Source organism: Pseudomonas pisciculturae, from assembly GCF_015461805.1.
Lineage (GTDB): Bacteria > Pseudomonadota > Gammaproteobacteria > Pseudomonadales > Pseudomonadaceae > Aquipseudomonas > Aquipseudomonas pisciculturae.
This window is the reverse complement of sequence record NZ_JACVZE010000004.1, coordinates 88,774-115,757: the sequence shown is the minus strand read 5'-3', so window position 1 is coordinate 115,757 and position 26,984 is coordinate 88,774. Positions and strand designations below refer to the sequence as shown.

25 protein-coding genes and 1 riboswitch are annotated in these 26,984 nt (G+C 57.7%); of the genes, 12 read left to right on the top strand and 13 right to left on the bottom strand.

Annotated features, from left to right (window positions below; translation table 11 throughout):
• Positions 1–78: 78 nt before the first annotated feature.
• Genes ICY20_RS12465 through ICY20_RS12455 form a run of 3 tightly spaced genes read right to left on the bottom strand, consistent with a single transcriptional unit; the run spans position 79 to position 5,338 of the window.
• A complete protein-coding gene (locus ICY20_RS12465; RefSeq protein ID WP_228758415.1) occupies positions 79–2,856 on the bottom strand; it encodes an AAA family ATPase in 2,778 nt (925 codons plus the stop codon).
• The gene (locus ICY20_RS12460) at positions 2,853–4,433 is read right to left on the bottom strand and encodes a hypothetical protein (RefSeq protein ID WP_194937631.1); all 1,581 of its coding nucleotides are present in this window, start codon (positions 4,431–4,433) and stop codon (positions 2,853–2,855) included. The genes ICY20_RS12465 and ICY20_RS12460 overlap by 4 nt, the downstream gene beginning before the upstream one ends.
• Positions 4,430–5,338 (bottom strand): helix-turn-helix transcriptional regulator, encoded by a 909-nt coding sequence (locus ICY20_RS12455; RefSeq protein ID WP_194937630.1) that lies wholly within the window; start codon positions 5,336–5,338, stop codon positions 4,430–4,432. The genes ICY20_RS12460 and ICY20_RS12455 overlap by 4 nt, the downstream gene beginning before the upstream one ends.
• 251 nt (positions 5,339–5,589) lie before the next feature.
• On the opposite strand from ICY20_RS12455, the gene ICY20_RS12450 reads away from it, so the two are divergent.
• The 3 genes from ICY20_RS12450 (at position 5,590) to ICY20_RS12440 (ending at position 10,593) form a co-directional block, all read left to right on the top strand.
• Positions 5,590–7,428 (top strand): ATP-binding protein, encoded by a 1,839-nt coding sequence (locus tag ICY20_RS12450; RefSeq protein ID WP_194937629.1) that lies wholly within the window; start codon positions 5,590–5,592, stop codon positions 7,426–7,428.
• A gap of 380 nt (positions 7,429–7,808) precedes the next feature.
• Positions 7,809–9,617, top strand: coding sequence for a deaminase (locus tag ICY20_RS12445; RefSeq protein WP_194937628.1), 1,809 nt, complete (start codon positions 7,809–7,811; stop codon positions 9,615–9,617).
• Between the two features lie 274 nt (positions 9,618–9,891).
• On the top strand, positions 9,892–10,593 hold the full coding sequence (locus tag ICY20_RS12440) for a hypothetical protein (protein WP_194937627.1): 702 nt from the start codon (positions 9,892–9,894) through the stop codon (positions 10,591–10,593).
• A 200-nt stretch (positions 10,594–10,793) separates the two neighbouring features.
• On the opposite strand, the gene ICY20_RS12435 is transcribed toward ICY20_RS12440, so the two are convergent.
• Both ICY20_RS12435 and ICY20_RS12430 read right to left on the bottom strand, forming a co-directional pair.
• Complete coding sequence (locus tag ICY20_RS12435) at positions 10,794–11,024, bottom strand: DUF6124 family protein (protein ID WP_194937626.1); 231 nt, start codon at positions 11,022–11,024, stop codon at positions 10,794–10,796.
• Between the two features lie 340 nt (positions 11,025–11,364).
• Positions 11,365–12,354, bottom strand: a complete 990-nt coding sequence (locus tag ICY20_RS12430; protein ID WP_194937625.1) for a zinc-dependent alcohol dehydrogenase family protein — start codon at positions 12,352–12,354, stop codon at positions 11,365–11,367.
• Positions 12,355–12,676: 322 nt separating this feature from the next.
• On the opposite strand from ICY20_RS12430, the gene ICY20_RS12425 reads away from it, so the two are divergent.
• On the top strand, positions 12,677–13,378 hold the full coding sequence (locus ICY20_RS12425) for a hypothetical protein (RefSeq protein WP_194937624.1): 702 nt from the start codon (positions 12,677–12,679) through the stop codon (positions 13,376–13,378).
• 89 nt (positions 13,379–13,467) lie between these two features.
• Here the strand turns inward: ICY20_RS12425 and ICY20_RS12420 are convergent, their stop codons facing one another.
• Entirely contained in the window at positions 13,468–14,202 is a 735-nt protein-coding gene (locus ICY20_RS12420; RefSeq protein ID WP_228758414.1) for a hypothetical protein, read from the bottom strand.
• A gap of 245 nt (positions 14,203–14,447) precedes the next feature.
• Between ICY20_RS12420 and ICY20_RS12415 the strand changes: the two genes are divergently transcribed.
• The gene (locus ICY20_RS12415; RefSeq protein WP_194937623.1) at positions 14,448–14,675 is read left to right on the top strand and encodes a hypothetical protein; all 228 of its coding nucleotides are present in this window, start codon (positions 14,448–14,450) and stop codon (positions 14,673–14,675) included.
• Positions 14,676–14,836: 161 nt separating this feature from the next.
• Here ICY20_RS12415 and ICY20_RS12410 read toward each other — a convergent pair whose 3' ends face one another.
• Both ICY20_RS12410 and ICY20_RS12405 read right to left on the bottom strand, forming a co-directional pair.
• Entirely contained in the window at positions 14,837–15,451 is a 615-nt protein-coding gene (locus ICY20_RS12410) for a hypothetical protein (RefSeq protein WP_194937622.1), read from the bottom strand.
• Positions 15,452–15,475: 24 nt separating this feature from the next.
• Positions 15,476–16,735, bottom strand: coding sequence for a hypothetical protein (locus tag ICY20_RS12405; protein WP_194937621.1), 1,260 nt, complete (start codon positions 16,733–16,735; stop codon positions 15,476–15,478).
• Between the two features lie 128 nt (positions 16,736–16,863).
• Between ICY20_RS12405 and ICY20_RS12400 the strand changes: the two genes are divergently transcribed.
• From ICY20_RS12400 to ICY20_RS12380, 5 genes are all read left to right on the top strand, one after another.
• Positions 16,864–17,427, top strand: a complete 564-nt coding sequence (locus ICY20_RS12400) for a nucleotidyltransferase family protein (protein WP_194937620.1) — start codon at positions 16,864–16,866, stop codon at positions 17,425–17,427.
• Positions 17,428–17,665: 238 nt separating this feature from the next.
• Positions 17,666–18,106, top strand: coding sequence for a tryptophan-rich sensory protein TspO (gene tspO, locus ICY20_RS12395; RefSeq protein ID WP_159963346.1), 441 nt, complete (start codon positions 17,666–17,668; stop codon positions 18,104–18,106).
• On the top strand, positions 18,106–19,050 hold the full coding sequence (locus ICY20_RS12390) for an alpha/beta hydrolase fold domain-containing protein (protein WP_194937619.1): 945 nt from the start codon (positions 18,106–18,108) through the stop codon (positions 19,048–19,050). The genes tspO and ICY20_RS12390 overlap by 1 nt, the downstream gene beginning before the upstream one ends.
• 36 nt (positions 19,051–19,086) lie before the next feature.
• Positions 19,087–19,626: a hypothetical protein gene (locus ICY20_RS12385; RefSeq protein WP_324187953.1), complete on the top strand. Its 540-nt coding sequence runs from the start codon at positions 19,087–19,089 to the stop codon at positions 19,624–19,626.
• Positions 19,623–20,108, top strand: a complete 486-nt coding sequence (locus ICY20_RS12380) for a GNAT family N-acetyltransferase (protein ID WP_324187952.1) — start codon at positions 19,623–19,625, stop codon at positions 20,106–20,108. The genes ICY20_RS12385 and ICY20_RS12380 overlap by 4 nt, the downstream gene beginning before the upstream one ends.
• Before the next feature lie 341 nt (positions 20,109–20,449).
• On the opposite strand, the gene ICY20_RS12375 is transcribed toward ICY20_RS12380, so the two are convergent.
• The 3 genes from ICY20_RS12375 to ICY20_RS12365 are packed head-to-tail and all read right to left on the bottom strand — an operon-like array spanning position 20,450 to position 23,222.
• Entirely contained in the window at positions 20,450–21,214 is a 765-nt protein-coding gene (locus ICY20_RS12375) for an ABC transporter ATP-binding protein (RefSeq protein WP_159963429.1), read from the bottom strand.
• Positions 21,211–22,215 (bottom strand): FecCD family ABC transporter permease, encoded by a 1,005-nt coding sequence (locus ICY20_RS12370; protein WP_159963430.1) that lies wholly within the window; start codon positions 22,213–22,215, stop codon positions 21,211–21,213. Before ICY20_RS12370 ends, ICY20_RS12375 begins: the two co-directional genes overlap by 4 nt.
• Positions 22,212–23,222 carry an ABC transporter substrate-binding protein gene (locus ICY20_RS12365; protein ID WP_194937618.1) on the bottom strand — a complete coding sequence of 337 codons (1,011 nt, stop codon included), beginning with the start codon at positions 23,220–23,222 and terminating at the stop codon, positions 22,212–22,214. Before ICY20_RS12365 ends, ICY20_RS12370 begins: the two co-directional genes overlap by 4 nt.
• A 117-nt stretch (positions 23,223–23,339) precedes the next feature.
• Positions 23,340–23,533, bottom strand: a riboswitch (cobalamin riboswitch).
• Between the two features lie 107 nt (positions 23,534–23,640).
• Here ICY20_RS12365 and ICY20_RS12360 point away from each other — a divergent pair.
• A complete protein-coding gene (locus ICY20_RS12360) occupies positions 23,641–24,081 on the top strand; it encodes a hypothetical protein (RefSeq protein ID WP_194937617.1) in 441 nt (146 codons plus the stop codon).
• Positions 24,082–24,239: 158 nt separating this feature from the next.
• Here the strand turns inward: ICY20_RS12360 and ICY20_RS12355 are convergent, their stop codons facing one another.
• Positions 24,240–25,622 (bottom strand): aldehyde dehydrogenase family protein, encoded by a 1,383-nt coding sequence (locus tag ICY20_RS12355; RefSeq protein WP_194937616.1) that lies wholly within the window; start codon positions 25,620–25,622, stop codon positions 24,240–24,242.
• 103 nt (positions 25,623–25,725) lie between these two features.
• Between ICY20_RS12355 and ptrR the strand changes: the two genes are divergently transcribed.
• Entirely contained in the window at positions 25,726–26,598 is an 873-nt protein-coding gene (gene ptrR, locus ICY20_RS12350; RefSeq protein WP_159963434.1) for a putrescine utilization regulator PtrR, read from the top strand.
• A gap of 108 nt (positions 26,599–26,706) precedes the next feature.
• Here the strand turns inward: ptrR and ICY20_RS12345 are convergent, their stop codons facing one another.
• Positions 26,707–26,901: a hypothetical protein gene (locus ICY20_RS12345; protein ID WP_194937798.1), complete on the bottom strand. Its 195-nt coding sequence runs from the start codon at positions 26,899–26,901 to the stop codon at positions 26,707–26,709.
• Positions 26,902–26,984: the final 83 nt, after the last annotated feature.

Sequence of the window (26,984 nt, the reverse complement as noted above, 5' to 3'; positions counted from 1 at the left end):
AGTATGCTCGATTCAGAGAATCAGCGTGATGTCTTGCACCGCCCTATGCCGCACTTCTTACCTGAAATGACGTCTGTTTTAGGACTTGTTCCCCCTGAACCAGGATGGGAAAAACCCGCCCTCTAGCTTTATTTCACCGCTCAAAAGGTTTCCGGCAAAGGCAGAAGCTAATGTAGAACCCGCTACTTTGCCCTGGGAGGGGGTGCTTACCGTGCTACTCGGTTGGGGTTTCACCTCGGTGCGGGTCTTGCCCGCAGCGTCATCGCGTACCACGGGCGTGTAACCCTGTTCGATCAGGGCCTCGCGGGCCTCGTCGCTGAGGTTGGGATTACTCGCCAGACAAGTTTGCAGTGATAGGTCGTCACTGCTGGCAAATTTGAGTTGTAAGCGGTGGGGGAGTACCGGGTTGCTGGCCAAGCTAAAATTGATTCGCGAGTAGCCCATTTGTCGCCCAAATGACTCCAGCACCTTGATGGCGTCGGTGCTCAGGTTGCGGTTGCTTGCAAGCTCGCAGAACACCTCTTCGAAGTCGCCGCCACTGAACTCATATGGGTCGTAGTCGTCAGAGAGGGAAATCTCGTCAACACCCTGTTGCAGGGCGTCTAAAACGAATTTGGCGTTTACTTCCGACAGCCCCTGCAACAAGAGCGACAACTGAGCATGTGCGCTGATATTCGGATTCTCAGCAAGTTTAAACACATGGCTCTCATCACCTAGCAACACCATCTGCGCTTCCTCAGACAGGTTCTCCAGCTTGAGCAACGCATTCACAACCGTATGCTTGTCGTGGCTGGCAATCTTCCTGTGAAGCGACGGATCAAGTACCGGGTTGTTGATGAACGCAACAAACTGCTCCGCATGATTGTGCAGCACCACCTCCCACAGGCTTTCCACCAACTGCCCCTGCAACTCCACCGACAACGTCGTCTGCTGGCAAATCTCCAACCGCGTTGCGTGCTTCTTGCTGTTATTGAACAGCGCCAACACCACCTCATCGGTCAGGTGCGAGCACGCCAGCAATTTCTCTTCCTGGATATAGTCACTGCCATCCCACTTACTAAGCTCACTGGCCAACAAGTCCATAGGCGCCCGTGGGTGCAGGCAGCTGAGTTGATAGGTGGTCATATCAAAGTCGGCGGCTTTCTTGTCTTTACTCAAGCAGCCGGCCAGCAACCGCTCGGTGCAGTTGGGGTTGCGGTACACGCTGCGGCGTACTTCGGCGTCGGTATCGGCGCTGAGTTTTTCCAGCAGGTCGTCCGGGCACTCCAAGTGACACGCCACTTCTTTGCGGCGCACCGGGTTGGGGCTGTCGGCCAGTTGGATCATCTGCGCGATGCTCAGCCCGTCGATTCGCGAGGCGGGCTTGAGCTTGAGCTTTTCAAACAACACTTCGTATTTGCCGACTTGCTCACGCAGGGTTTCGCGCAGCGGCACTGTGGTGCGGATCGCGCGTTCGATGTCTTCGTGGGTCAGCGCTTGGCCGTCCAGAAAGGCGCTCTCACGCGCCTCACCCACGGCGTTCTGGATGTCGGCGCCGGAGTAGTCGCGACACAGCGCCGCCAGGGTTTGTTGTTGCTGCTCAGTGAACTGCCGCCAGTCGTCCTTGAGGTGAATGCTCAGAATGGCCGAGCGTTCCTTGGCGTTGGGGAAGCCGACGTAGAACACCTCGTCAAAACGGCCTTTGCGCAGCAGCTCGGCGGGCAGGGCGCTGATGTTGTTGGCGGTGGCGATCACGAACACAGCGCCGGTTTTTTCCTGCATCCAGGTCAGGAAGTAACCGAACAGCCGGGATGACACCTCAGAGCCTTCGCCACTGCCCATCCCGACGAAGGCTTTTTCCAGCTCGTCGATCCAGAGAATGCACGGGCTGACGCTTTCGGCCATGGTCAGTGCGCGGCGCATGTTGTGCTCGCTTTCACCCACGTACTTGCCCAGCAGCGAGCCGATATCCAGGCGCAGCAGCGGTAATTGGAACAGGTGGGCAGCGGCTTTGGCGGTGAGGGACTTACCGCAACCGGGCATGCCCGCGATCAATACGCCCTTGGGCGCCGTCACACCGGCACGTTCGGCTTCGTCGAGGCGGCGGAAGATCTCAGCCCGGCGTTTGAGCCACTGCTTGAGGTTTTCCAGGCCGCCGATGTCGTTGGCTGTCTCGCCGACCTTGACCATTTCCAGCACGCCACTTTTGGCGATGATCTGTTCTTTCTCGTAATGAATCAGGCCAAGGGCGGCCTCGTTCAGCTCAGGGTGAGGTTGTCTCACCATGGCCAGCACCTGACGGATTTCCTCTTCGCTCAGCCCGCTGCACGTGGCGGCCAGGCGTGGCAGCAACGCCTTGGGAATACTCAGTGCGTGCTCCACGGCGAAGGCTTCGATTTGCGCAAGAATGTCTTCGCGCCCCGGCAAGGGCAGCGGTAGCAAGGTAATTTGCGCTTCAATCTGCGACGCAATGAACAGGCTTTCGGCAACCAACACCACCGCACATTCGCCGCGATGATGGCGCTGGATGCGGTTGAGCAGTTGCTTGAGCCGTGCGATCGCCAGTGGCTGGTTTTCCAGGGCGGATTTGGCATCCTTGATCACGATCAGCTTGCGGCTCAGGTCCTCGTCCGCCAGCGCTGGCAGGCAGTGGGCCAACTCGGTCTGGGTGGCGTCGGTGCGCGGCTGCTTGGTGTGAAAGTCCACCCAGCCATAGGCGAGGTTCCACTCCATGACATGCAGGCCCAGGTTTTCGCCGGCCTGCGCAAGCACCCGGTCAACCCGCGCTTCTTCACTGGACTGAATGTAGAAGCCAGGGTAACCGGCGATCAGGTGCGCACGGAGTTTGTCATTCAGCGCTGCGAGGCTGGAGCTCATGCGAACAGTCCTTTGGCGAAGTTACCCAGGCTGCCGGCCAGTGCTTTGGCGCCTTCTACCACGCTGGCCGTGACGCGATTGACCACCGTGACCGAGGCCTGCACCAGGCTTTTGCTGGCCTCGAATAACTGCTCACCGATCACACCGCCCGCCATGGCGCCAATCATGCCGCCGATAAACCCGCCCGCAGCGATGCCGGGTGGGCCGAACACGGTGCCAATCGCCATGCCCAACGCACTGCCCTTGGAGCCCGCCGCAATCGCAAACACCGCCGAGGTGGTGGTTTGGCCCATGCGGTTGAGCGCCTCTTCCTTGGAGAGCTTGCCGGTGGCGAGCTGGTAGAGAATTTTGGTGTTGGCCAGGGCGATACAGGCAATATTCGCAATCTGGCCGGCCGGGGTGCGCTTCATGATGGCACCGAGCAAACCGTTCTTGGCCGCCACCACCAACGCACCGCTGACGGCGACTTGGGTGAAGACTTGGGCGGTGCTGCTCAGGGAGCTAGTGACGAAGTCGCTGAGGTCTACGCTGGCCGGTGGGTTTTCTGTGCCCATCAGCGCATTCCAGGTACGTCGCGCCAGAATACGCACGCCGTGCAAACCTGCCGCGATGCTTGCACCGACCAACGCTTGCTTGCCGATCTGCTTGCCCACATTGATGCGGTTGGTGTCGCTCCATTCATACTGGCGCGCCTCGGCTTCTTCGCGGGCCTTGCGCTGCCATTCCAACGCCTGTTCTTTGCTGAGCGGCTCGGAGTGCACGCCGTCGATCTCGACCACTTCGGTGCTGTTGGCGATATCTTTGCCCTGGCCCTCGGGCACCAGGCGTTTTTGCTCGCCGTATTCCCCGCGCTTGAACAACTGCTCGGTGGCCTTGGCGTCGCTGCCGTATTTGGACTGGTACTCATGCACCACGTTGCCCTGGCCGTCGACGATCACGATGTCGACCGAGTTGAGGCCGTTGGAGTTAACCACCTTGGCGCGGTATTCGCTGCCCTTGGTCACCGCATCGATATTGAAGGTGTCGACGTGATGCTGCTCGGCGATAAAGCCATCCAGGTTCGGCGAAAAACTGATATCGCCATTGTTGTTGGTGATCATCACCTTGGCGCCGGCCGTGGCTTCGGCCAGGGCCACATCAATGCGCGTGGCGTATTGGCCCACACCTAACGAGCCGCTGACGCCCGCGCCTTTCTCCAGCTCGCGTGCGATCCAGCTGGCCTCGCTTTGCCCACGCGCCAAGTGCCCTTGCAAAGAACTCGCCGAGTCATTGAAGCGTATGACTGACGTCACTACTTCCTTGGCCGTCGCCAACCGCTGTGCATCGCTTTGCCAGAGGGCAGGGTGCTTGCTGAATTCCTGCGCCAGCCACTCTTCGACGGGCATGTCTGCATGCTGCTCGCTGGAATGCACGAACTCGGACAGCAACCGGCCAGTGGCCTCGGTGTTATCCGCGCCACCCCACATCTGCGTCTCAATGACGTGTGCCTGTTGCTCCTGGTACTCGTCGCTGCTCAACAATGCGGCGTCCAGTGGGGCCAATGAGGTGGGCTCAGTCGTGTTTACCGGTGGGTTCATTGCTCGGTTCCTGTGATGGGCTGGGTTGCAGCGTGCAAGTAGTGTTCAAGTTCGCGGTACAACTGCGCCGCCAGCCAGGCCGGTTCCAGCACGCGTACGTGAGGAACCCAATACTGGATGATCGGCAAAATCTGGTTGGCATGGCTGATGGTGCTGCTGACGATCAACTCGCCGTTCTCCAGCGTGCGCAGCACCTGTTGCCCAGGCACCACCGGGCGGCGCAGAAAGTAGTAAGCGATGGCTGGCGCAACCGAGAGCTGCACCGTGGTTTTGGTTTTACTGAACCAGATATCGTCGTCGTCTTCGATCTGACGATGCACCGCCGGCTGCGCAACGAAAGGCTCGTGGGTGACGTGCAAGACGCTGATGCGCCCCAGGGTAAAAGCCTTCAGTTGGCCATTTTCAGTGGCCGCCAAATACCAGATGCCTTTGTTGTTCACCAGGCGATAAGGGCACAGCGTGCGCGGCTTGCCCGCATACATCAGGCGGCACTGGCGCTGTTGGCGAATGGCGTCGTTCAACTGGCGGAACGGCTGGTCGTGGGGCTCTACGTTTTCGTGATGGTTGGCCTTGACCAGAAAATGGCGTTGTTCATCCGGCGCCAGCAACGAACGCAGAAACCGATGGCCGTTGTTTGGAAACAGTCGGTTAACCCCCGTGACCTTCGCAAACGCCTCAAGGTCGCGCGGTTGCAGCTTGCCCTGATGTTCCTTGACCAGTTGGTAGCGCCCATCGGGCAGGCGCTCGACCACATCGGCGAGTCGGCTCAGGTCGCGGTAAATGGTGCGTTCACTCACGCCAAACTGCTGCGCCAAGTCATAGCGGCACAGGGATTCACCGTGATTGAGCTGCAAAAGGATATCCGCCAGCCGCATGGCCAGGGTGTCGTGTAGCGGTGTGGCCATGATGGGCTGCCCAAATCCGTTTGAAGATGCACCGACCTTAATGCTTGCCACTGACAGGTGATGTCAGTGGAAATAACTCCGGGGTGTCAATGTGCCATTAATTGAGAGTGAATCAAGCCTTTTTTGGGCGGGGGCGGCTTGTGGGGCCAGCGTTAAAAGTATTGATCAGCGCCGAACGTCTGCCGGCTACGCGTGGTCATAGCTTTGCTGATACGCTGGTAATAGCCGAATGCCATTCCCTTGGTAGCCCCATGAAAACCCTACGCACCGCCTTCCCGGCAGCCTTTCCCCGTGGCACCTCCCACGAGTCGGAAACCGCCCTGTCGGACATCGAATTCCTGCACCGCATCAGCCTTGACCTGATCGGTGAACAAGACCTGGAAGCCCTCTACGGCAAGATCGTCGACGCCGCCGTGTCCATCACCGGCTCGCAGTTCGGCACCATGCAGCTGCTCTGCCCCCAAGGCCACCCGTCCGGCCATGGCGGCGAGTTGCAACTCTTGTGTTCACGCGGCTTGCCGCCCGAGGCGGTAGGGTTCTGGCAATGGGTGAGCCCCATGGCCTACAGCAGCTGTACCCAGGCGCTCAAAGTAGGCCAACGCGCCATCATCCCCGACTTCGAAGAGTGGGCCGACATCGCCGGCACCGAAGACCTCAACGCCTTCCGCCGCACCGGCATCCGCTCGGCCCAGACCACCCCGTTGTTGTCCCGCGATGGCCGCTTGCTCGGCATGATCTCTACCCACTGGAGCCAGCCGCACCAACCGTCCGAACGTGACCTGCGCCTGCTCGACATCCTCGCCCGCCAAGCCGCCGACCTGCTGGAACGCACCCTCGCCGACGAAGCCCTGCGCGACGCGCAAATCCAACTGCGCGCCCTCAACGAAACCCTCGAACAACGCGTCGCCGAACGCACCGCCATGCTCATGCAGGCCGAAGAAAAACTGCGCCAATCCCAAAAAATGGAAGCCGTCGGCCAACTCACCGGCGGCCTGGCCCACGACTTCAACAACCTGCTCGCCGGCATCTCCGGCGCGCTCGAACTGATGAGCCGCCGCATCACCCAAGGCCGCCTCAGCGACGTCGACAAATACATGGTCGCCGCCCAAGGCTCAGCCAAACGCGCCGCCGTCCTCACCCAACGCCTGCTGGCCTTCTCCCGCCGCCAAACCCTGGAACCGCGCGCCACCAACGTCAACACTCTCATGTACGGCATGGCCGAACTCATCCAACGCACCGCCGGCCCCGCCATCCAGATCGAAACCGTAGGCGCTGCGGATGCCTGGGCCGCCTTCGTCGACGTCAGCCAACTGGAAAATGCCCTGCTCAACCTCTGCATCAACGCCCGCGACGCCATGCCCGAAGGCGGCCGCATCCAACTGCAAACCAGCAACCACTGGCTCGACCCCGACGCCGCCCGCGCCCACGACCTGGCTGAAGGCCCGTACCTGCGGCTGAGCGTCACCGACACCGGCACCGGCATGTCGCCTGATGTGATGGCGCACGTGTTTGAACCGTTCTTCACCACCAAACCCATCGGCCAAGGCACCGGCCTGGGCCTGTCGATGATCTACGGCTTTGCTCAACAGTCGGGTGGGCAGGTGCATATCCAGTCTGCTGTGGGTGAGGGCACTTGCGTGTCCCTCTACCTCCCACGCCATCACGGCGCCGCGCCGGGCGATGAACTGGCACCGGGGCAAACCGCGCTGGAAGTGGCGCAGCATGGCGAGACGGTGTTGTTGGTGGACGATGAATCCACCGTACGCATGTTGCTTGCTGATGTGCTGGGGGAGTTGGGTTACACGGTGATTGAAGCGGCGGACAGTGCGGCGGGGCTGAAGCTGTTGAGGTCGGATGTGCATATTGATTTGCTGGTGACGGATGTGGGGCTGCCGGGTGGGATGAATGGGCGGCAGATGGCGGAGGCGGGGATGGAATTGCGGCCTGGGTTGAAGACGTTGTTTATTACGGGGTATGCGGAGAATGCGGTGATGGGGTATGGGCAGTTGGGGGAGGGGATGGGGGTGTTGACGAAGCCGTTTGCGGTGGAGGTGCTTGGGGGGAGGGTTAGGGAGTTGTTGGGGAGGTAGGTGGGGAGGTTTTTTTGGGTCTTTACTCCTTTGGATTGAAGGGGGAACGTTCGCAGTTGACTTTGCTTGGACTCAAGGTGTTTTGGATGTCTACGTCTTCGAAAAGCGGTAAAAGCTCGATCATTTTAAGTTCTGCGTTCGCGCCGATGATGATGCTTCTTGAAGCCAGGTGCTCGGATAAACTGACTGAAGAAAGCCAGTCTTCATGCACGTAGTTTTTAGCCTGCCTATCCACTGAAATCACTTTGCCATATTCTTGAGACTAAGATTTTTCCATTTTTAAGCTCCAGCTCATAAATGAGAGCTTATTTGGGTGGGATGTAGTTGTAATGTCACTGAATTTTTAGGTGGTCAAATTGCGCTTTGTAGGGAGAGCTTAAATGCAAGAAACGTCAGCTGCCATTAATAGCGTGTATGAAGACGCAAAAGACTTTCTTATCATTGGGTTGACTGGGCGCACTGGTTCCGGATGTACTACCGCAGCTCAGAAATTATGTAAAGCTGAATTTGATGTTCCAGTCGATGGCTACGAGGGACTAAGTCGCAATGAATTGAAGAAGCACCAAATAATAAAAAAATATCTGGATGGTTCAGGATGGACTCCGTTCTATAAGATTGAAGCAAGTAGTTTAATAACTTATCAGTTGTTGCAGCTTTCAGTTTCAGATTTTGTTGCATACTTTACTAGTTTGACATTTAGTAATCCTCTCGATGAAGAAGAAGTAGAAAAGCTTTTGTCGGTCTTTGAGTCGATCAGAAGCAAGCAACCGATTGTAGAAAATAAAAATGCTATTCAGCCTCATGAAGTTGAAAGTTTGTTTGAGTTTTACTATGTTGGTCTTCCTGAGTTGACTGTTTGTGTTAAGAGGCAGTTGGGAGGGGCTAGTTTCACGCAGTTTTATCAGCGGGCGGGTGATAATATAAGGTCGTCGGGCAAGGCGAATGATTCAGCCTTTAATCCTGAGCAACCATTTAATTTTCCAAATAATTTAAATTATTTGATTAAGCTGGCCCATAAAAAAGCTCGACTGGATAATGTTCCTTGTAGGATTGTTATTGATGCGATAAGGAACCCGTATGAGGCGTTCTTTTTAAAGAGGCGTTATGCAAATTTTTATCTCGTTTCTATTAATACATCTAATGCTGAGCGCTTACGTAGCCTGAGAGAGTATAGGAAACTTACGGACGTTGAAATTAAAGCGCTAGATGACAAGGAGTATCCGGAGAAAATTTCTGGGACTAAAAAATTTGTTGCGCAAAATATTCAGGCTTGCATTGAGGTTTCTGATATACATATTCATAACTCAAAGCGAAGTGAGTATACACATAACGACTTAGTAAGCCAATTGGCTTGGTACGTAACACTCATGATGCACCCTGGGCTCATAATGCCCACGTCCATTGAAAATTGCATGCAAATAGCGTATACCGCCAAACAGAGTTCGGGTTGTATTTCAAGGCAAGTTGGTGCCGTTGTTACAGATGAGTCATATAGCGTAAAAGCAATAGGGTGGAATAGTACGCCACAAGGGCAGTTGCCGTGCTTGTTGCGAAGTGCGGATGATCTTATTAAGGGGCGAAATAAATCTGATTTTAGTGAGTATGAACTGGAAGATAAGGTTTTTAGGCAGGCATTAAGTTCTAAGTATTCCAATTTGATAGCGGTAAATAAAAACTCGAATAGGAATTTTTCATTTTGTTTCAAGGGTATTCAAAATGAAATTGAGGGCGAGAAAAATCAGGTTCATACAAGAGCTCTTCATGCCGAGGAAAACGCCTTTTTGCAGATATCTAAATACGGAGGGCAGAAATTATCTGGAGGTGTACTTTTTACAACTGCAAGTCCGTGCGAGTTATGTGCAAAAAAAGCCTATCAACTCGGCTTTAAAAAAATTGTATATATCGATCCTTACCCGGGTATTGCTACTCAGCACATATTGTCTGCTGGAAAAAATAAGCCGGAGCTTGAGCTTTTTCGTGGTTCAGTGGGGCGTGCTTTTTATCAGCTGTATCAACCATTAATGCCGCACAAAGATGAGATGGAGCTTGTTTTTGAAATTCCAAGCTTTAACAATCCCGAGCGCCCCTCTAAGTCTGTATTAAGGCGAGAGAATGATGATCTTTTAAAGGCTAATAAAAAGCTGCAAGCGGAAATCGATTCTTTGCGCTTAATTGTTTCTGGTAAATAATGTTTGGATGGTTGTGGGTTTTTCAGGCTGCCGAAATGAAGTTGTTACTTTGAATAATAATTATGGAAAATGGGGGTGGATTGATTTTTCTAGAAAACAGTCTGCTCCTTTTTCTCGGTTTGGAAACAATAAAATATTTTGTGTGAGCCAAAGTGTATAATGTAGATGAGGGGGGCTGATTAAGGTGGGAGGTGCTGAAAGTTGAATTTGTCCCGGTGTTTCTCGTGATTTCGTTGATTTGATAAGTATAATTTACAATTTTGGAGGTTGTTAGATGGACGCAAGTTTTATTCCGTCAACTGTTTTTGTAGCTTTTGGAGTCATTGTTGCTGCGCTCTTGACTGGCGTTTTTTCAATTATGAACTTGGTTGGCGCTAAAGAAAATAAAGTGTCAGAATTTCGGCTTGCCTGGATAGATGGGTTGCGAAATGAGATAGCTGAATATACGTCGGCAGCTCAAGAGCTATCACGAATATACAAGCCTGAAAGGTTTGCGCCGCTCAAAATTCATTCAGAAAAAGAAGCGCACGAGCTTAAAATTGAGTCTTATAAAGAGACAAGAGAGGCTTACGCCCGAGCCACAGAGAATTTGACGAAAATACAGCTAAGACTAAACCCTGTACAGATAGAAAAAGAGCCAGGTAGTCACGAGGCAAAGCTGATGGCGGCGGTTTTAAAAGCTCGGAAGTCCGGAAGTCAAGAGTTTTCAGAGGTCTTGAAAAATTGTAATGATATAAGGACAGCTGCTGCGCCAATATTAAAAAGTACATGGGATTCTGTTAAGCGAGGAGAGTCTGCCTATCGTAGATTTCGAGTTGTTGCAATTGTTATAGTGTTGGTGGGCTTCAATGCAGTAATAGTGTCTGGGATTTATATTGGACTCAGTATGTACAATGCTCATGAAAGAAATGCACAAAAGGAATTGGCGCTTAAGCTTTTCGACGCTGTGGGAAAACTCGATAAAAAACTAAACTGACTGAGGAGAGAAATCCGGCTAAGTGAGAGAGCTCTATCTCGAAGAATGTATTCTTTTGGCTCTAATGCGGAATCGGTTTGGATTTCAATGACGTTTGGTTGATAGATTCGTATTGTATGGCTATTAAAATTTGAATCATCGAGTTGTTGTGCTTTATTCACAATAACTCGGTGATCTGCATTATTTTAGTAGGTGCCTTGTCAGCTGAAACAAGGCATTTCACGGTCAAGAAGCTTGGCGATGAGCAGAACTCCTATTTCGCTAAGTTGGTGAATTGCCAGCGCAACATCACGTTGCTTTCCGCTCAAATCGTCAGACAGTTCAAGCAGCAGAACGCAAACAGATCTGAAGGTCTCGTAACTATTGATAATGAGGGCTTCATTGCTTGCGTCTGAAGCAACGCTAAAGAGAGTACTCGAATCGTTAATCATCGTTAAATTCCTTACCTTGATGCCACCACCCCATCGCTACTAAACAAAGAGGCGGTAGCTGTACGCAGGTTAGTAGACCGGTGGAACCTAACAAAACCGGCGCGCCCGAGGGCGCCCTGCGCACAGCCACCATCAAGCACAGACTGGGACGTCTGATAGATGAAGCTCATGCACTTGTTAGGTTAAATCGTGGGCTACTAAACCCGATCACCGAAAAATTCAGCGACCGCGCAACCTTAGATTCCACCACCCCAGCGCACAAGCCGGCGGATTCTGGCGCACGCGTAGGCAATCGGGCAAGCCGTTGCCTCGCTTTGGGAATTGTCCTAGGACGTTTCTCTTACACCGTCACCACCACCTTACCCACCTGCTGATTCGCCTCCAAAAACCGATGCGCATCCTGCACGTCATCCAATGCAAACGTCTTCGCAATCACCGGCGACAACGCCCCCGATGCCAGCCCGTCCAGAATGAACGCCTTGGCCCGTGCCAACACCACCGGGTCGGCGACGATCTCGGCGTACAAATACCCCTTGAGCGTCAAACATTTGCCCAGCACGGTAAACAATGGAAACGGCGTCGGCTCGGAGCTCAGTGCGCCGTATTCCAGCAATATCCCGCCCTTGGCCATGCTTTGGGTGAGGGCTGCAAAGCCCGGCCCGCCGATGGGGTCGAAGACTACGCGGGCGCCTTGGTCGTGGGTGAGTGCCATTACGCGTTCTACCAGGTCTTCTTCGTCGCTGACGATGACGTGGGCCGCGCCGGCATCGAGCAGGGCCTGTTTTTTCGCGGCGGTGCGGGTGACGGCGATGGCGGTGGCGCCGACGCTGCGGGCGATTTGGAAGGCGGCCAGGCCCACGCTGCTAGAGGCGGCGGTGACGATTACGACGTCGCCTGTGGTGAGTTTGGCTTGTTCCACCAGGGCGCCCCAGGCGGTGACGTATTGCATCCATGAGGCGGCGGCTTGGATGAAGCTGAGGTTTTGCGGGTGTTTGACGGTGAGGTGTGCGGGTACGTTGGCCACTTCGCCGTACGTGCCCCAGCGGGCGATGTCTAGCGGTGGGATGACGCTGACGGCGTCGCCTGCTTGCAGGTCGGTGACGTTGGCGCCGACTGCGATCACCACGCCGGCGGCTTCGTAGCCCAGGCGGCTGGGGAATTCGGCTTCTTGCAGGTAGGCGTGGTTGCGGAACATGACTTCGGCGCGGTTGAGGCCGAAGGCTTTGACGTCGATTTGTACTTCATCGGCGGCGGGGGCCGGTACGTCGATGTCTTCCAGTTTCAAGACGCTGGCGTCGCCGTATGCGTGAATTCTGACGATGCGTGCCATGGTGTTGAGCCTCGGGGTGATCAATGAGGTGTTCAATTTAGGCGCGAGGCGGCGTGGGATAAAGGCTTTTTAGGGGGCGGGTCGGTGAGTGACGCTGGCGACGGGGGACTTTGCCGTGGAGATGATTGGCGCCGATTGATGGGCATACCCTACGCGCTTGCGCTTTGCGCTTCGGATGAGTTCGAAAAACTTAATTTATGCCATGGCGGGCCGTTAATGTTTCAGCCTCCCTTGCGGTCTGATTTCGAGCGGTAAGGGGCGCAGTGCTTTCTGAGTGATGCAGAAAGTCTTGATAAGTCAATTTCAGGGAGTCTTTGGGTGTATGTGGGATGAAGTATCAGCGTGGGCCGCAGTGGCTAGCTTTTTGGTAAGTCTCGGCGCTTTGTGGGTCGCCTTGTCGGGCGCCAAATCGAGCTTAAGTGTCGCAACGGAAGCACTCACTACCGCCAGGCAGGCCAATGATATCGCCTTGGGGAAATTGCGAGAGCCTTCTATCGTTGAATTTGCGTTTTCTTATACCGCCGGGAAGGATACTTTTGATTTTACTGACCCGAAGGTGTTAATTGAGCCTCTTGAGCAATTTATAACGCTTCATAATGTTGGTAAAACCAACGTGGACGCGATCCATATTGAAGTCATTGGGTTGGCGCCGCTCACCTATTTGCTCGATGATCCGACGTTGGAAATTAGACCGCTACCGTCAATTGATATGGATGTTAAGTTTAAATCTGTTCTTCAGCCTAATGGCTTGGTCAATATCGATATTCGGAAAATGATATTGGAATATTTGGTTGCGCTGGAACCCAAGTTGGAAGAAAAGCACGGTGTATACACAACTGCAATCAATGTGGTGTTGGCGCCTAAATCTATTTCGGAAGACGTTGCTATAGGTGCTACATCCGATTTGACGAGAGACGATAGACGCTTGCTCGTTGTAAAGTTTTTCCCGGCTTTGATCGAAACACCTGAGGCAAGAGAGATTTTAAGTGGTGTAGAGGTGAAGACTCGCGTTCTTGCACCTTGAAAGTAGTCATTGCTCGGAGGGGGTTACAAGTTAAATAAGGTGAGTCGTTATATACAATATAAAGTATATGACGACGCCACCTCCCTCCTTCATTCTTCGTGTATTGAACCGTTGCTTATAAAGCGTTTCTGCCGCTCCCAGGCCAATTGTATTGCCTGCGTATTGGGCACAAACCGGGACATATGCCGTATCCCCACCACCGGCACCTTCCGCCCGCCGATGGTGGCGGTAAAACCATACGTCGCGTAGTAGGCAGACGTGTCCACATGGTCAAGCGGCTGCCCATTGCCGAATCTTTCCCAGAGTATTTTGGCCGCTGATGGGCTGCTTAGCCCATTGCTGTAAGCGATGATCAGCTCCGGTTCGGCGAGGCTCATGGTCACGTGTTCGAAAAAAATCATTGATCGGTGTGTTAGCAATTTCATGCAGGCCAGCGAAGATTTTTGTGCAGCCTTTGTTATCGATGCTGCATTGGCTGAGCAGAGCAATAAGGCGTTGGTATAGACAGTGGTGTTCGAGTCGAAACCCAGGTCATCGGGAAGTTTTATCAGTCGACTGGCGAGTGGCGTTCTTCCCCAATGCCTTTTTTTTAAACCGTAAACGACATTTGAAAACGTGGGTTGCTCGTAGCCCGTCCTCACGGCTCCGGCATTGGTGTCGTTGTCATCTGCCAGTGAACCGTTAAAGCCGATCATGATCAGGCGTTTGTGGCTTGGTGGTGCTGCGAGCAACTCGAACGAGCAGTCAAAGGGGCGAGCACGCAGATCACTGAGTTCAAGATCGTTCAGGGTTTTGAGGATAGCGTTACGGGTGTTGAGTGGCATGGGCGTGACCAGGCAATAGCGGCTTTTTAGGGGCAGCGGTTCGCTATGGTGGCTCCAACAGGCGAATCCGCTGGTGCTTCCTTTGAATGAGGCAGAGGGCATCGTTGCAGGGAATTTGAAGGGGGGCAACTTGCCATCTCGTGGGTGGCGGATGAAAACGCCCCGTTAGTGCCGATACCGGTCTACCATGCCCCCCCCGGCAGTGGTTCCACGCGCTACCGATCATTTTCTTAAAAGGTATCGCCATGTCCATTGACCAAATCAGCTTGCCAAAAGGTGTAGGCCCTCACGCTACCAAATTGCTGGACGCTATTACCGGCGCGTCCACCCACGAAGACCTCAACCGCGCGGGCGGTAAGGCTGAGGGGTTTGTGTTGGGGTTGGAGGCTGCGAAGGCGATCAAGAGCCAGGTCGCGGAGTCGTTGTATGTGGCGTATGACGATGCGGCGAGTCATCGGGCCAGTGAGCTCTAAGGCTGGTTACGCAGCGCACTTGTGGCGAGGGAGCTTGCTCCCGCTGGGCTGCGCAGCAGCCCCAAAACCTGCCGCTGCGGTGGGTCAGGTGATAAGCCGGGGCCGCTTCGCGCCCCAGCGGGAGCAAGCTCCCTCGCCACAGGGGGAGTGTTTGCCGGGGGTTAGAAGGCTTGGTTTACGCTGACGCCGCGCATGATCGAAAACCTCGGATCAATCAACTTCAACCCTTGCTCACCTTTGATGCGCCCCACTGTCACGCGGTAGGTCTTCGGCGCTTCGGAAAGGTTCTCCGCATGACGCGCCAGTTTTTCAATCGCCGGGGTTTTGGCCCAGGCGGCGATGGGTTTTTGGCGGATGTCGACGGTCACTAGCCAGGATTTTTCCACGGCAGGGCCCATCTGTTGGGTGTTGACCTCGGTGTTTTGGATCTTTGCGATTTCATAGCCCTGGGCGTAGCAGAACCCGCTGCGGGGTTGCACGTAGGCGGCCTGGCCGGGTTCGGTGAGGGTGTAGGTCTTGTCGTTTTTGGCCAGCAGGCCGGCGTCCACCAGGGCGTCGAAGGCCGGGGCGTTGGCGCTGGAGGTGCCGTTGCTGAAACCGCTGCTCAGGGTCACTGGGAAGTTTTTGAACATCGGTGCGCTGACGCAGGAGGCGCCTTGCAGTTGGGGTTGCAGGGCGGCTTGGATGTCGGCGTCCGAAGGCTTTTCGCTACAGGCGGTGAGCAGCAGGGCGCTGGTGGCGAGGGCGAGGGTGCTGGCGATTTTTTTCAGTGGCATGGTCATGTCCTTGATCCGTGAGTACTAGCGCACAACTTTCAGCGCGGTGTACTGGTACACCGAGGGCGTTGAGTCAGACACCGAGTCGAGGGTGAGTGTGATCCCCAGATCCTCGATAAACGCGCGGGTGGTTTTGTAGTAGCCCTGGTCGCATTGCAGTGGGATGGCGTCACCGGTCAGCTCGGCAAAGACTTGTTTGGCCGGGTAGCGCGTGCCCACCTTGCAGCTCATGACGGTTTCTTGGGGTTTAGCGTTGGCCTTGGCGGGCACATTGACCAGGCTCAGTCGGGCGCTGAGGGTTTGGCCGGGGGCCCAGCTTGACGGCACGCTGACTTCAGCCTGCTGGGTGAGGGCGACGGTTTCATCACCAATGCCGTGCATCCTGGCTTTGGCCTGGATGAGGTCGGCGACGGTCAGGCGTTCGACGTGGAAGGTCGGGCTGTAGATCTCGTTGCTCTTGAGCAGGCCACCGTCGGCGGTGTACTCGACCGTGATCGGCCGCACCTTGCCGGCCGGGCTGTTTTTGTCGACGTAGGTGTAGCTCAAGGTCTTGAACTTGGGCCGTAGCAGCGGCGCGTTGAGCTGGGTGAGCACGGCGGGCGGCACGGTCACGCTGTCGATAGGGGTTTCGGGCCGTTGAGTGGGGTAGTCGGCCGGGGCAATGTCGGGGCGCAGTTGCACCAGCATCGCGGCATTTACGGCGCCTTGCAGTGAGCAGCTGATTCGCGACTGTTTGCCCTGTTTGCCTTCGGGCTCCACCAGCAACACGCGTTCGACCTTTTTGGTGCCCGGCGCGGTGCCCGGTTGGGGCACGATCAGGTGCCAGCCATCGTCGAGTTTGAGTTCGCTGCGCACATAGGCGCCGCCTACGCTCAGCAGTGCGTTCGGTTGCGCCATCAGCGGGGCGAGGTGTTTGGCGACTTCGTCGACGCCGCCTTCAACGATAAAGCCCCAGTAATAGTAGTGGCCCAGTTGGCCGAGGTCGGTGCTCTCGTCGACGTACGACAGCAGTTTCAAGCCTGCAATCGGTGGGGCGCTGACGGGCACGGTATTCGCGTCGCTCTCGCTGCGGTTTTTTACCGCGATCCAACTGGTGGATTTGTCGTGCTGGAGCGGTGCGTAGGCTTTCCAGGTGTCGCGGTGGGTGTTGAGGCTGCTGAAAAAACTCGCATCGCACGCGGTGAATGCCTTGAGCGTGTCGGTCAGGGCGGCGTCGCTGGCGTGGGTGATGGCCGGTGCGCACAGGGCGCAGGCGAGCAGGGCGGCGGGGAACGGCAATTTCATGGGGGAGACTTCCTTATCCGAATGCGAGGGTGCGGCGGGGGCATTATCCAGAAGTGGGGCGTTGGGCTCCAGTTGCTTGCTGCGTGATGTGTCCTTAGGCTACTGGCACTGACCTCGAAGGAGCGCCCATGACATTGACCGTCGATAGCTTGCTTGAACTGGCGATGGCCAACCCCATCAATGCCGAAATCACTGCGCGGCTGCCTGAGTTGGGTGTGGACCAGTGTTTTTTGACGGCGGGCTGTCTGTTTCAAGCGGTGTGGAATCATCAGTCGAATTTGCCCGCTGACCAGGGGGTTAAGGACTACGACGTTTTTTACTTTGATACGGACCTGTCCTACGAGGCCGAGGATGCGGTGATCCGTGCGGCCGAGGTGCTGTTCCAGGATTTGGGGGTGAACGTCGAGGTGAAGAATCAGGCGCGGGTGCACCTTTGGTATGGGCAGCGGTTTGGGCGGCCTTATCCGCAATTGCACACGGCCAGGCAGGGGATTGATCGGTATTTGGTGGCGGGCACTTGCATCGGGTTGGAAGTGGCGACGGGCGAGGTGTATGCGCCGTATGGGTTGGATGATGTGGCGCAGGGGGTGCTGCGGATCAACCCGCTGCATCCGGAACCGGTGTTGTTTGAGCAGAAGGCACGGAGTTATCAGGCACGCTGGCCTTGGTTGAGGATTGTCGAACCTGGTTAGCATGAGTGGCGATGCGGGTAGGGGGCTAGGCAATGGGGGCGCGGCGATCCCTTCGCAGCCTCGCTAAAGCTCGACAGCTCCCACATTTGACCGCATTCGTTCAGGTGAAACGCGGTCAAAAGTGGGAGCTGGCTTGCCTGCGATGGCGGCAGCACTGGCAACATCGCAGCCAGATCGGCAGTGAACTTTTACCCATGCACCCCACCTCAAAGCTAAAACACCCAGCCAAGGACCGACCATGACCTTCTTCATCTTTCTGCTCGCCTGCGCCGCCGCTGCCAGCACTGGCATTATCTTCAAGCCCGGCGCCTGGTACGAATCCCTCGTCAAACCCAGCTTCACTCCGCCCAATTGGTTGTTCCCGGTGGCCTGGACAACTATCTATCTGCTGCTGGCCTGGGCCGGCTACCGCCTCAGCCTGATCCCCGGCAGCCAAACCGTGCTGGCGCTGTGGGCGGCGCAGATTGCGTTGAATACCTTGTGGACGCCGGTATTTTTCGGCGCCCATCGCATCCTGGCGGGGATGATTATTCTCGCGGTGTTGTGGCTCACTGTTGCCGCGATGGTGGTGTTGGCCGTGCGCCTGGACCTGATCACCGGCTTGATCCTGTTCCCTTATCTTGCGTGGCTGTGCGTGGCGGCGGCGTTGAATTTCTCGATCCTGCGGAATAACCGTTGATGGCTCACCAACCCTGGCCCGCCAGCGAGCCCGAACTGGCCCAGATGCGCCGCTTCAACAAGAAGCTGGCGTGGATGCCACGTTTCAAAATCCGCAATCGCGTGACGCCGCGTTTGATTCAGGCACTGTTGCGGGTCAGCCAGCGCCTCAAAAAGGCACCAGCCGCCGAGTGCACATTCGCAGGCTCGGTCCCCGTGCGCATCCTGCGCCCCAGCGGCAAGCCCAAGGGCGTGGTGCTGGATATCCACGGCGGCGGCTGGGTGATCGGCAATGCGCAGATGGACGACGACCTCAACCTGGGCATGGTCAACGCCTGCGACGTGGCGGTGGTCTCGGTGGATTATCGGCTGGCGGTCGACACGCCGGTCGAAGGCTTGATGGACGATTGCCTCACGGCCGCGCGTTGGTTGCTAAGCGCCGAGGAGTTCGCGGGCCTGCCAGTGATAATCGTCGGTGAATCGGCCGGTGGGCACTTGGCGGCGGCGACGTTGTTGGCGTTGAAGCAATGGCCGGAGCTGCTCGCACGGGTCAGCGGCGCGCTGTTGTATTACGGCGTCTACGACCTGACCGGTACCCCCAGCGTACGCGCCGCCGGGCCGGATACGTTATTGCTGGACGGGCCGGGCATGGTCGAGGCGTTGCGTATGCTCACGCCGGGCTTGAGCGACGCTGAGCGTCGGCAACCGCCGTTGTCGCCGCTGTATGGCGATTTCACCGGCTTACCGCCTGCGTTGATGTTTGTGGGCGAGTTGGACCCGCTCAAGGATGACACGCTGCTGATCGGCGAGCGTTGGCCAGGGGCGCAGGTGCATCTGGTGCCGGAGGCGGCGCATGGGTTTATACATTTTCCGGTGGGGGTGGCGCAGGCGGTGTTGGTGTATGGCCGCAGGTGGATAACCCAACAACTGAATGGCGCGGTTCTCAATCTTCAGGCGCCGGAGTAATCTCTCGCCTCCCAACGTTAAAGCCAAGGAAAGCATGTGAAGGTTCTTCAAGGACTCATCGGTCTATCAGCGCTCTACCTGCTGGCCGGTTGTGAACAAGTCACCGAAAAGACACTGCACTTCGACGTGCCCTACGGCTACTTCGAGACCGCGTTTCGCCAGGACGTCACCGGCAACGGCCAGTTGACCTGCAAGGTCACCACCGACAATCAGGACCGTGGCGAGAAGTGGATGCCGTCGGTGATCCTGGCGGCCGCCGAGGACAAGGCTGAGGACGATACGTTGTTTTTGTCCAGCTATACGCTTGCCGACAGTGACAAACGTTTATTCAAAATGCGCACCTTCAACAAGGCGCAGCCGGTCATCGACTCCCTCATTTTTAACGCGCCTGACCAGAACGGGGTGTATACCCTGCGCCTGACCTGGCAAGCGGATGGCGCTATCGGCTATCAGGTTGAAAACGCGGGCACTTGGGAGGAGAAACAGCTGCTACAGGACCCCGGCTTTACGGTGCGCCATGTGAGCGTGCATGCGTCGGGCATGAAGGGCAGTGCGGTGTGTGAGTTGCGTCAGTGATTATCCAGCCGGTTGAAGTCGCGGATATTCCTGAGGTGCTGGACTTCGTCTTGCAGGCCCGCGCCGAGTTGTTTCCCAAGCTGAGTGCTGCCGGCATGCCGGATGACCTCGCGCAATTCGAGGCCACTTACCTACAGGGTGATGGGCGATTTCTGCTGGCTCGCAATGACGGCCAGATCGTCGCGGCCATTGGTTACCTGCCCTATGACCAGCGTTTCCCCCAGCTCGATTACCAAGGCCGAAAGACGGTAGAGGTGGTGCGCCTGTTTGTGCTGCCGGCGTTTCGCCGGTTCGGCCTGGCGGGGCAGTTGTACCGAGCATTGGAAGCGCTGGCGCAGGGGGATGGGGTTGAAGTGATGTACCTGCATACCCACCCGTTTTTGCCGGGGGCGATTGATTTTTGGGTGAGGCAGGGGTTTGAAGTGGTGGATGTGGAGGCGGACCCGGTGTGGCAGACGACTCATATGCAACGGCTGCTGTGAATTCGAAGACACAGCAGGTCCAAATGTGGGAGGGGGCTTGCTCCCGATAGCAGTGTGTCAGCCAGAAAATGTACAGCTGACCCACCGCCATCGGGAGCAAGCCCCCTCCCACATTTGGACTGTGTATAGGCTTCAATTCGGGCGTAGGCGCAGGATTTGGGTGCCTTCGAATGCGGCTGTCAGCGGCTGTTGTAGTCCTTTGCCACACCACTAAACCCATGTGGGAGGGGGCTTGCTCCCGATAGCAGTGTGTCAGCCAGAAAATGTATAGCTGACCCACCGCCATCGGGAGCAAGCCCCCTCCCACATATGTTCCCGTGTGTTCTTGTGATCGTGGTCGTTCAGTTCGGGCGCAGTCGCAGGATCTGTGCGCCGTCGAACGGGTCTGTCAGGTAATGCGCCTGCACCCCGAACGTCTCTTGCAACCGCTGCGGCGTGAGCACTTCCAACGGCTTGCCCAACGCGACCAATTGCCCTCGATCCAGCACCGCCAAGCGATCACAGGTCAGCGCCTGGTTCAGGTCGTGCAGGGCAATCAAGGTGGTCACGGGCAACCCTTGAACACCTTTCAAAATGGCCAACTGATGCTGGATATCCAGATGATTGGTCGGCTCATCCAACAACAAAATCTGCGGCCGTTGCGCCAGGGCCCGGGCGATGTGTACGCGTTGGCGTTCGCCGCCCGAGAGGCTGCGCCAGGCGCGGTGGCTCAGGTGGGTGGCGTCTACGTCGTGCAGCGCCTGGCGCACGATGGCGTCGTCATCAATCGACCACGGGCTCAGCGCCGACAACCACGGCGTACGCCCCAACGCCACGGCGTCGAATACGCGGATGGCGTCGTCGGTGTCGGCCTGTTGTTCCACCACCGCCAACTGTTGCGCAATGGCGCGGCGGGATAACTGCCCCAGGCGTTGGCCGCCCAACAACACTTCGCCAGAGGCCGGCGCGCGCAGCCCGGCGAGCAGTTTGAGCAAGGTGGATTTGCCGGAGCCATTCGGCCCGACGATGCCGAGGGTTTCCCCCTGTTGCACTTCCAGATTGATAGCGCGCAGCAACTCGGCGTCACGCACTTTGAAGCCCAAGCCACTGCAACTGAGTACGCTCATCGTGCGTTCCTGCGGCCGATCAGGATCAGCGCAAACACCGGCGCCCCGACCAATGCCGTCACCACGCCCACCGGAATCACCTGGCCCTTGATCAGGGTGCGCGACAGCACGTCCGCCGCAATCAAAAACAGCGCGCCGCCCAATGCGCTGGCGGGCAGCAAGCGCGAGTGCCCGGTGCCCAGCAGCAGGCGCACTGCATGGGGGATCACCAGGCCCACAAAGCCGATGGAGCCGACAATCGACACCATCACCGCCGTCACCAACGCCGCGCAGCCTACCAACACGAACTGCACCCGGCGCACCGGGATACCCAGGGACGCCGCCGAGTCGGTGCCAAAGGTAAACGCATCCAGCGCCCGACGATGCCACAGGCACACGGCCAAGCCCACGAGCGCCACCGGCACCGCCAGCCACACCGATGGCCAGCGCACGCCGCTGAGGTTGCCCAGCAGCCAGAACATGATGCCGCGGGCCTGCTCGGAGCTGGCCGACTTGGTGATGAGGAACGCGGTCAGCGCATTGAACAACTGTGAACCGGCGATGCCCGCGAGGATGATCTGCCCGGTGCCGCTGGACGTACCGCTGGCCCGTGCGAGCAAAATCACCAAGGCGAACGCCGCCATGGCGCCCACAAACGCGCCGGCCGACAGCGATATCAAGCCGCCGCCCACGCCCATCAACGCCACCAATACCGCGCCGGTTGAGGCGCCGGCACTGATGCCCAGCAAGTACGGGTCGGCCAGCGGGTTACGCAGCAATGACTGCAAAATCACCCCGCAGGTCGCCAGCCCCGCACCGCAGGCGGCGGCGACCAGGGCGCGGGTCAGGCGGTAGTTCCACACCACGCCTTCATCGATGGGGTCGAGCACGTAACCGGCCCCCCACAGTTTGTTGGCCAGCACCTGGAGCACCACTTGCGGCGAGATGGCGGTTTCGCCGATGGCCACGCCAGCCAGTACAGCGGCCAACAGCAGGGCCAGGGCGAGTAGGGTTCGGGTCATTTGTGCAGGTCGTAGCCGTCGATGGCGGTGGCCAGTTGTTCAAGGCCGTCAAACATGCGGATGCTGGCCTGCAACGCGAGGGCGTCGAGGATGATGATGCGGTTGTGTTTCACCGCGTCCATGTTGCGGGTGACCGGGTCGCTGCGCAAAAAGGCGAGTTTCTTTTCATGGTCGTCAGCGGGGTAGCGGCGGCGATCCATGCGGGCGATCACCAAAAAGGTCGGGTTGGCCTTGGCGATGGTTTCCCAGCCGACGGTAGGCCACTCTTCATCGGACTTCACCACGTTGGCCAGGCCCAGGGTTTGCAGCATGAACTCGGGGATACCCTTGTGGCCGGCCACGTAGGGGTCGCTGGCCATTTCGGAACTGGAGAACCATACCAACGCGCTGGCCTGTTTGAGGCCTTTGCCCTGCGCCGTGGCGACAGACTTGGCCAGGCGTGCCTTGAGCTCGTCGTTCAACTGTTGGCCGCGATCTTGAACGTCGAAAATCTGTGCCAACTGGCTGATGCTTTTGTAGATGGTCTCGATGCGGAACGGCTCCAGACGCGTGCCGTCGGCGCCCACCAGGTTGTCTTTGCCTTCACAGTCGGAGGGCAACAGGTAGGTGGGGATGTTCAGTTCGTGGAATTGCTCGCGGGTGCCCACCACGCCTTGGGGGCCGACTACCCATTCCAGCTCGGCGGCCACCAGTTGCGGGCGTTTGGCGATCACTGCTTCAAAGCTGGGCTCGTTGTTGGCCAGGCGCTCGATGCGCTCGTTCTGGGCCTTGAACTGCGGCAGTACGTTGTTGAACCACAATGAAGTGCCCACCACGTTATCGCCCACGCCCAAGGCGTAGAGCATCTCGGTGGCGGCCTGGCCGATGGTCACGCTGCGCGCCGGTGCCTGCGCGAAGGTCACAGCGCTGCCGCAGTTCTGTACGGTCAGCGGGTAATGAGTCGGTGCGGCCTGGGCCAGGGCACAGAAGCCAAGGCTGGCGAGCAGGGCGGTAACGCGTGGCAGCATGGGGCAATCTCCGTTTGGACCGTACAGTGAGCTGGGGAGGTACGGTAGTGGAAATACAGCCATGAACGCTGCCGGTCTGGCAGGGCAAGGTTGTCCTTCCCGGACACCCCGCCGGTTGGTGATAACGCTGGGCCGGCAGGTCTCCTGACTGATGCGTCGTCGCCAGGCTCCGGCCTTCCCGAGCGAGGCTCAGTGGCAATGGGGAGCAGGCTCAGCACCTACAGTTGCGGGGGCAGTTCCGATTGACGCGGGTGGCCGCGTTTCGGATTCCCTATTAGTCCCGTTTGGGAACCGGCGCGGTATGGTAGTCGATTGAAGACGTGAGGGGGAGCACAGGATTGGATCACAGTGGTATCGCTGACGGGACACGTCTCTTATGATGCGCGCCCAAGGAATAGCCCTACACAAGGAATACACAGTGAAAGCTCTCGTCGCCCTATGCCTGATCGCCACACTTGCCGGTTGCGCCACCCAGGGTAAAACCGATCAGCAAATCTTTACCGAAGCGGCCAATGCCCATGTGGCGTCGTTGCCTTCGGGCGCCAAGGTGCGCTTGCACAGCGTGAAAATCCCCAGCCATGGCTTGCTTGGCGACACGTTGGCGACGGCCCTGGCCGGAGGCGCCAATGCCGCCCAGCTCAAGCAGGACCTGCTCAATGCCAAGCAACAGGGCGATAGCGGGTTTTTGATCATGGGCGCCAGCAGCTCAGTAGATGTGGCGATTGCCGACAAGGCCTTTGAAGGGCTGGATTTGAAGGGGATGGACATCTACTACTCGGGCAGTGATGCGCAGAAGGACAAAGTGCGCAGCGCGGTTGAGAAGACCCAGGCGCAGTTTCACTTTATTAGTGCGCAGTAACCGGGCCCTGAAAACACTGCAATTCTAATGTGGGAGGGGCGGTGCGACGATTCGACTTGCTCCCGATGGCAGTGTGTCAGCCAATACATCAGGTGACTGATACACCGCTATCGGGAGCAAGCCCCCTCCCACATTTTTACAGCGCTGTGTCAGTGGGGTTATTTACGGTCCAGCCACACAGTCTGCGCATTGCAGAACTCCCGCACACCAAAGTGCGACAGCTCACGACCAAAACCACTCTTTTTGATCCCCCCAAACGCCACCCGAGGGTCGGACACGCTGAAGGCGTTGACGAAGATCCCGCCGGTTTCCAACCGGTTGGCGATATCGCGAGCCTTGGCTGCATCAGTGGTGAAGATACTGGCGGTAAGACCGAACTCGCTGTCGTTGGCCAATTCCACCGCGTGGTCAGCATCGCGGGCAGTGATGATCGACGCCACTGGGCCGAACAGTTCCTGTTTGAACGAGGTCATCTGGTCGGTGACGTTGGCCAGTACGGTCGGCTCGTAGTAGTTGCCGGCACCTGCCACTTTATTACCGCCCAGCAGCAGGGTGGCGCCTTCTTCCAGTGTCGCCTGGACCTGGCCGTGCAGCTCGTCACGCAGGTCGAAACGGGCCATCGGGCCGATGTAGGTGGCGGTCGACGTTGGGTCGCCCATCACCAGGGCGCGGCTGGCCTCCAGAAATTTGGCGGTGAAAGCTTCGGCCACACCGGCTTCGATGATCAGGCGCTTGGCGGCAGCGCACACCTGGCCGCTGTTCTGGAAGCGGCCGATCAGCGCCGCTTGTACGGCGGCGTCGAGGTCGGCGTCGTTAAGCACGATGAACGGGTCGGAGCCGCCCAGTTCCAGTACGCACTTTTTAAGCGCGGCACCGGCTTGGGAGCCGATAGCCATGCCGGCGCGTACGCTGCCGGTGAGGGTGACGGCGGCGATGCGGGGGTCGGCGATGGCTTTGGACACGCCCTCGTTGGCGACGTTGATCACTTCGAACAGGCCTTCAGCAAAGCCAGCTTTTTGAAACGCGGCCTTCATCAGGTAGGCGCTGCCCATGACGTTCGGTGCGTGTTTAAGCACGTAGGTGTTGCCGGCGAGCATGGTGGGTACGGCGCCGCGCAGCACTTGCCAGACCGGGAAGTTCCACGGCATCACCGCGAGTATCGGGCCCAATGGGCGGTATTCGATCTGGGCGCTGCCGTTGTCTACCAAGGTCGCTTCCGGGGCGAGCATGGCGGGGCCGTGGGCGGCGTACCATTCGCTGAGCTGGGCGCATTTTTCGATTTCGGCGCGAGCCTGGGCGATGGGTTTGCCCATTTCCAGGGTGATCATTTGCGCCATGTCTTCGGCTTGCTCGCGCAGTGCGGCGGCCAGGGCCAGCAGCAGCTCGGCGCGCTGGCTGACGGGCTGGCGGCGCCAGGTGCGGAAGGCTGCGGTGGCGCGGTCGAGGGCGGCGTCCAGTTGCTGCGCAGTTTCGTACGGGTAGCTGCCGACGGTTTCGCCGGTGGCCGGGTTGGTCGAAATGGCGTGGGTGGTCGCGTTCATGGCACCGTCCTGCTGAATGAATAAGTTGAGTTCAGACTACGGGGTTGGTTGTTTTCTGGAAACTGAATAATATTAAGCAATACATTCACGAATGGAGAATGACTTGGACCTGGTGCAGCTGGAAATTTTCAAGGCCGTTGCCGAGCAAGGCAGCATCAGCGCCGCCGCGCAGTTGATTCATCGGGTGCCGTCGAACCTGACCACCCGTATCAAGCAACTGGAGCAAGACCTGGGCGTGGAATTGTTTATCCGCGAGAAAAGCCGCCTGCGCCTGTCACCGGCGGGCTGGAACTTCCTCGGTTACGCGCGGCGCATTCTCGATCTGGTCCAGGAAGCCCGCGCCACGGTGGCGGGGGAGGAGCCCCAGGGCGCATTTGCCCTGGGCTCGCTGGAGAGCACGGCGGCGGTGCGCATCCCGGCGTTGCTCGCGGCGTATAACCAGAAGCACACCAAGGTCGAGCTGGACCTGAGCACCGGGCCCTCGGGCACCATGATCGAAGGCGTGCTGTCGGGGCGCCTGACGGCAGCGTTTGTCGATGGGCCGGTGTTGCACAGCACTTTGGAGGGCGTGGCGGTGTTTGAGGAGGAAATGGTGGTGATCGCGCCGCTGCATCACGCGCCCATCACACGCGGGCAGGACGTGAATGGCGAGAACATCTACACCTTCCGTTCGAACTGCTCGTACCGGCATCACTTTGAGCGCTGGTTTTCACAGGATGGCGCGGTGCCGGGCAAGATCTTTGAGATCGAGTCGTACCACGGGATGTTGGCGTGCGTCAGCGCCGGGGCGGGTTTGGCGTTGATGCCACGCAGCATGCTGGAGAATATGGCGGGGTTTGCGGCGGTGAGTGTGTGGCCGTTGATGGACAGTTTTCGGATTCTGAACACGTGGCTGATCTGGCGGCGGGGCACGGTGTCGCAGAGTCTCAACAGCTTCGTAAAGCTGCTGGAAGAACGCAATCTGGTAGCGCCATAAATCCAATGTGGGAGGGGGCTTGCCCCCGATGAGGTCGTGTCAGTTGACATACCTATGACTGACACGCCGCCATCGGGGGCAAGCCCCCTCCCACATTTTTGACTTTCACTAGCCGCCGAATTGGAGGGTGCCCATGGCCAGTTTGGCCATCAGTGCTGTCGCGCCCAACTGCACCAACCACAATGCCAGGCCACCGAGGAATACGCCAAGCGCCACTTGCACTACCAAGCTTTTTTGACGCTTGGGTTGCGGCGCACGCGGCACATAGTCATCCAACTCATCGCGGTCGGCACGCAGGTCCAGGTCGTCGTTTCTCGTAAGGCTCTCACAGCAAAGGGACGGGCAAGGTTCAGTCTAGGGCCTGGCCACAAAAAAGGGGAAGCCAT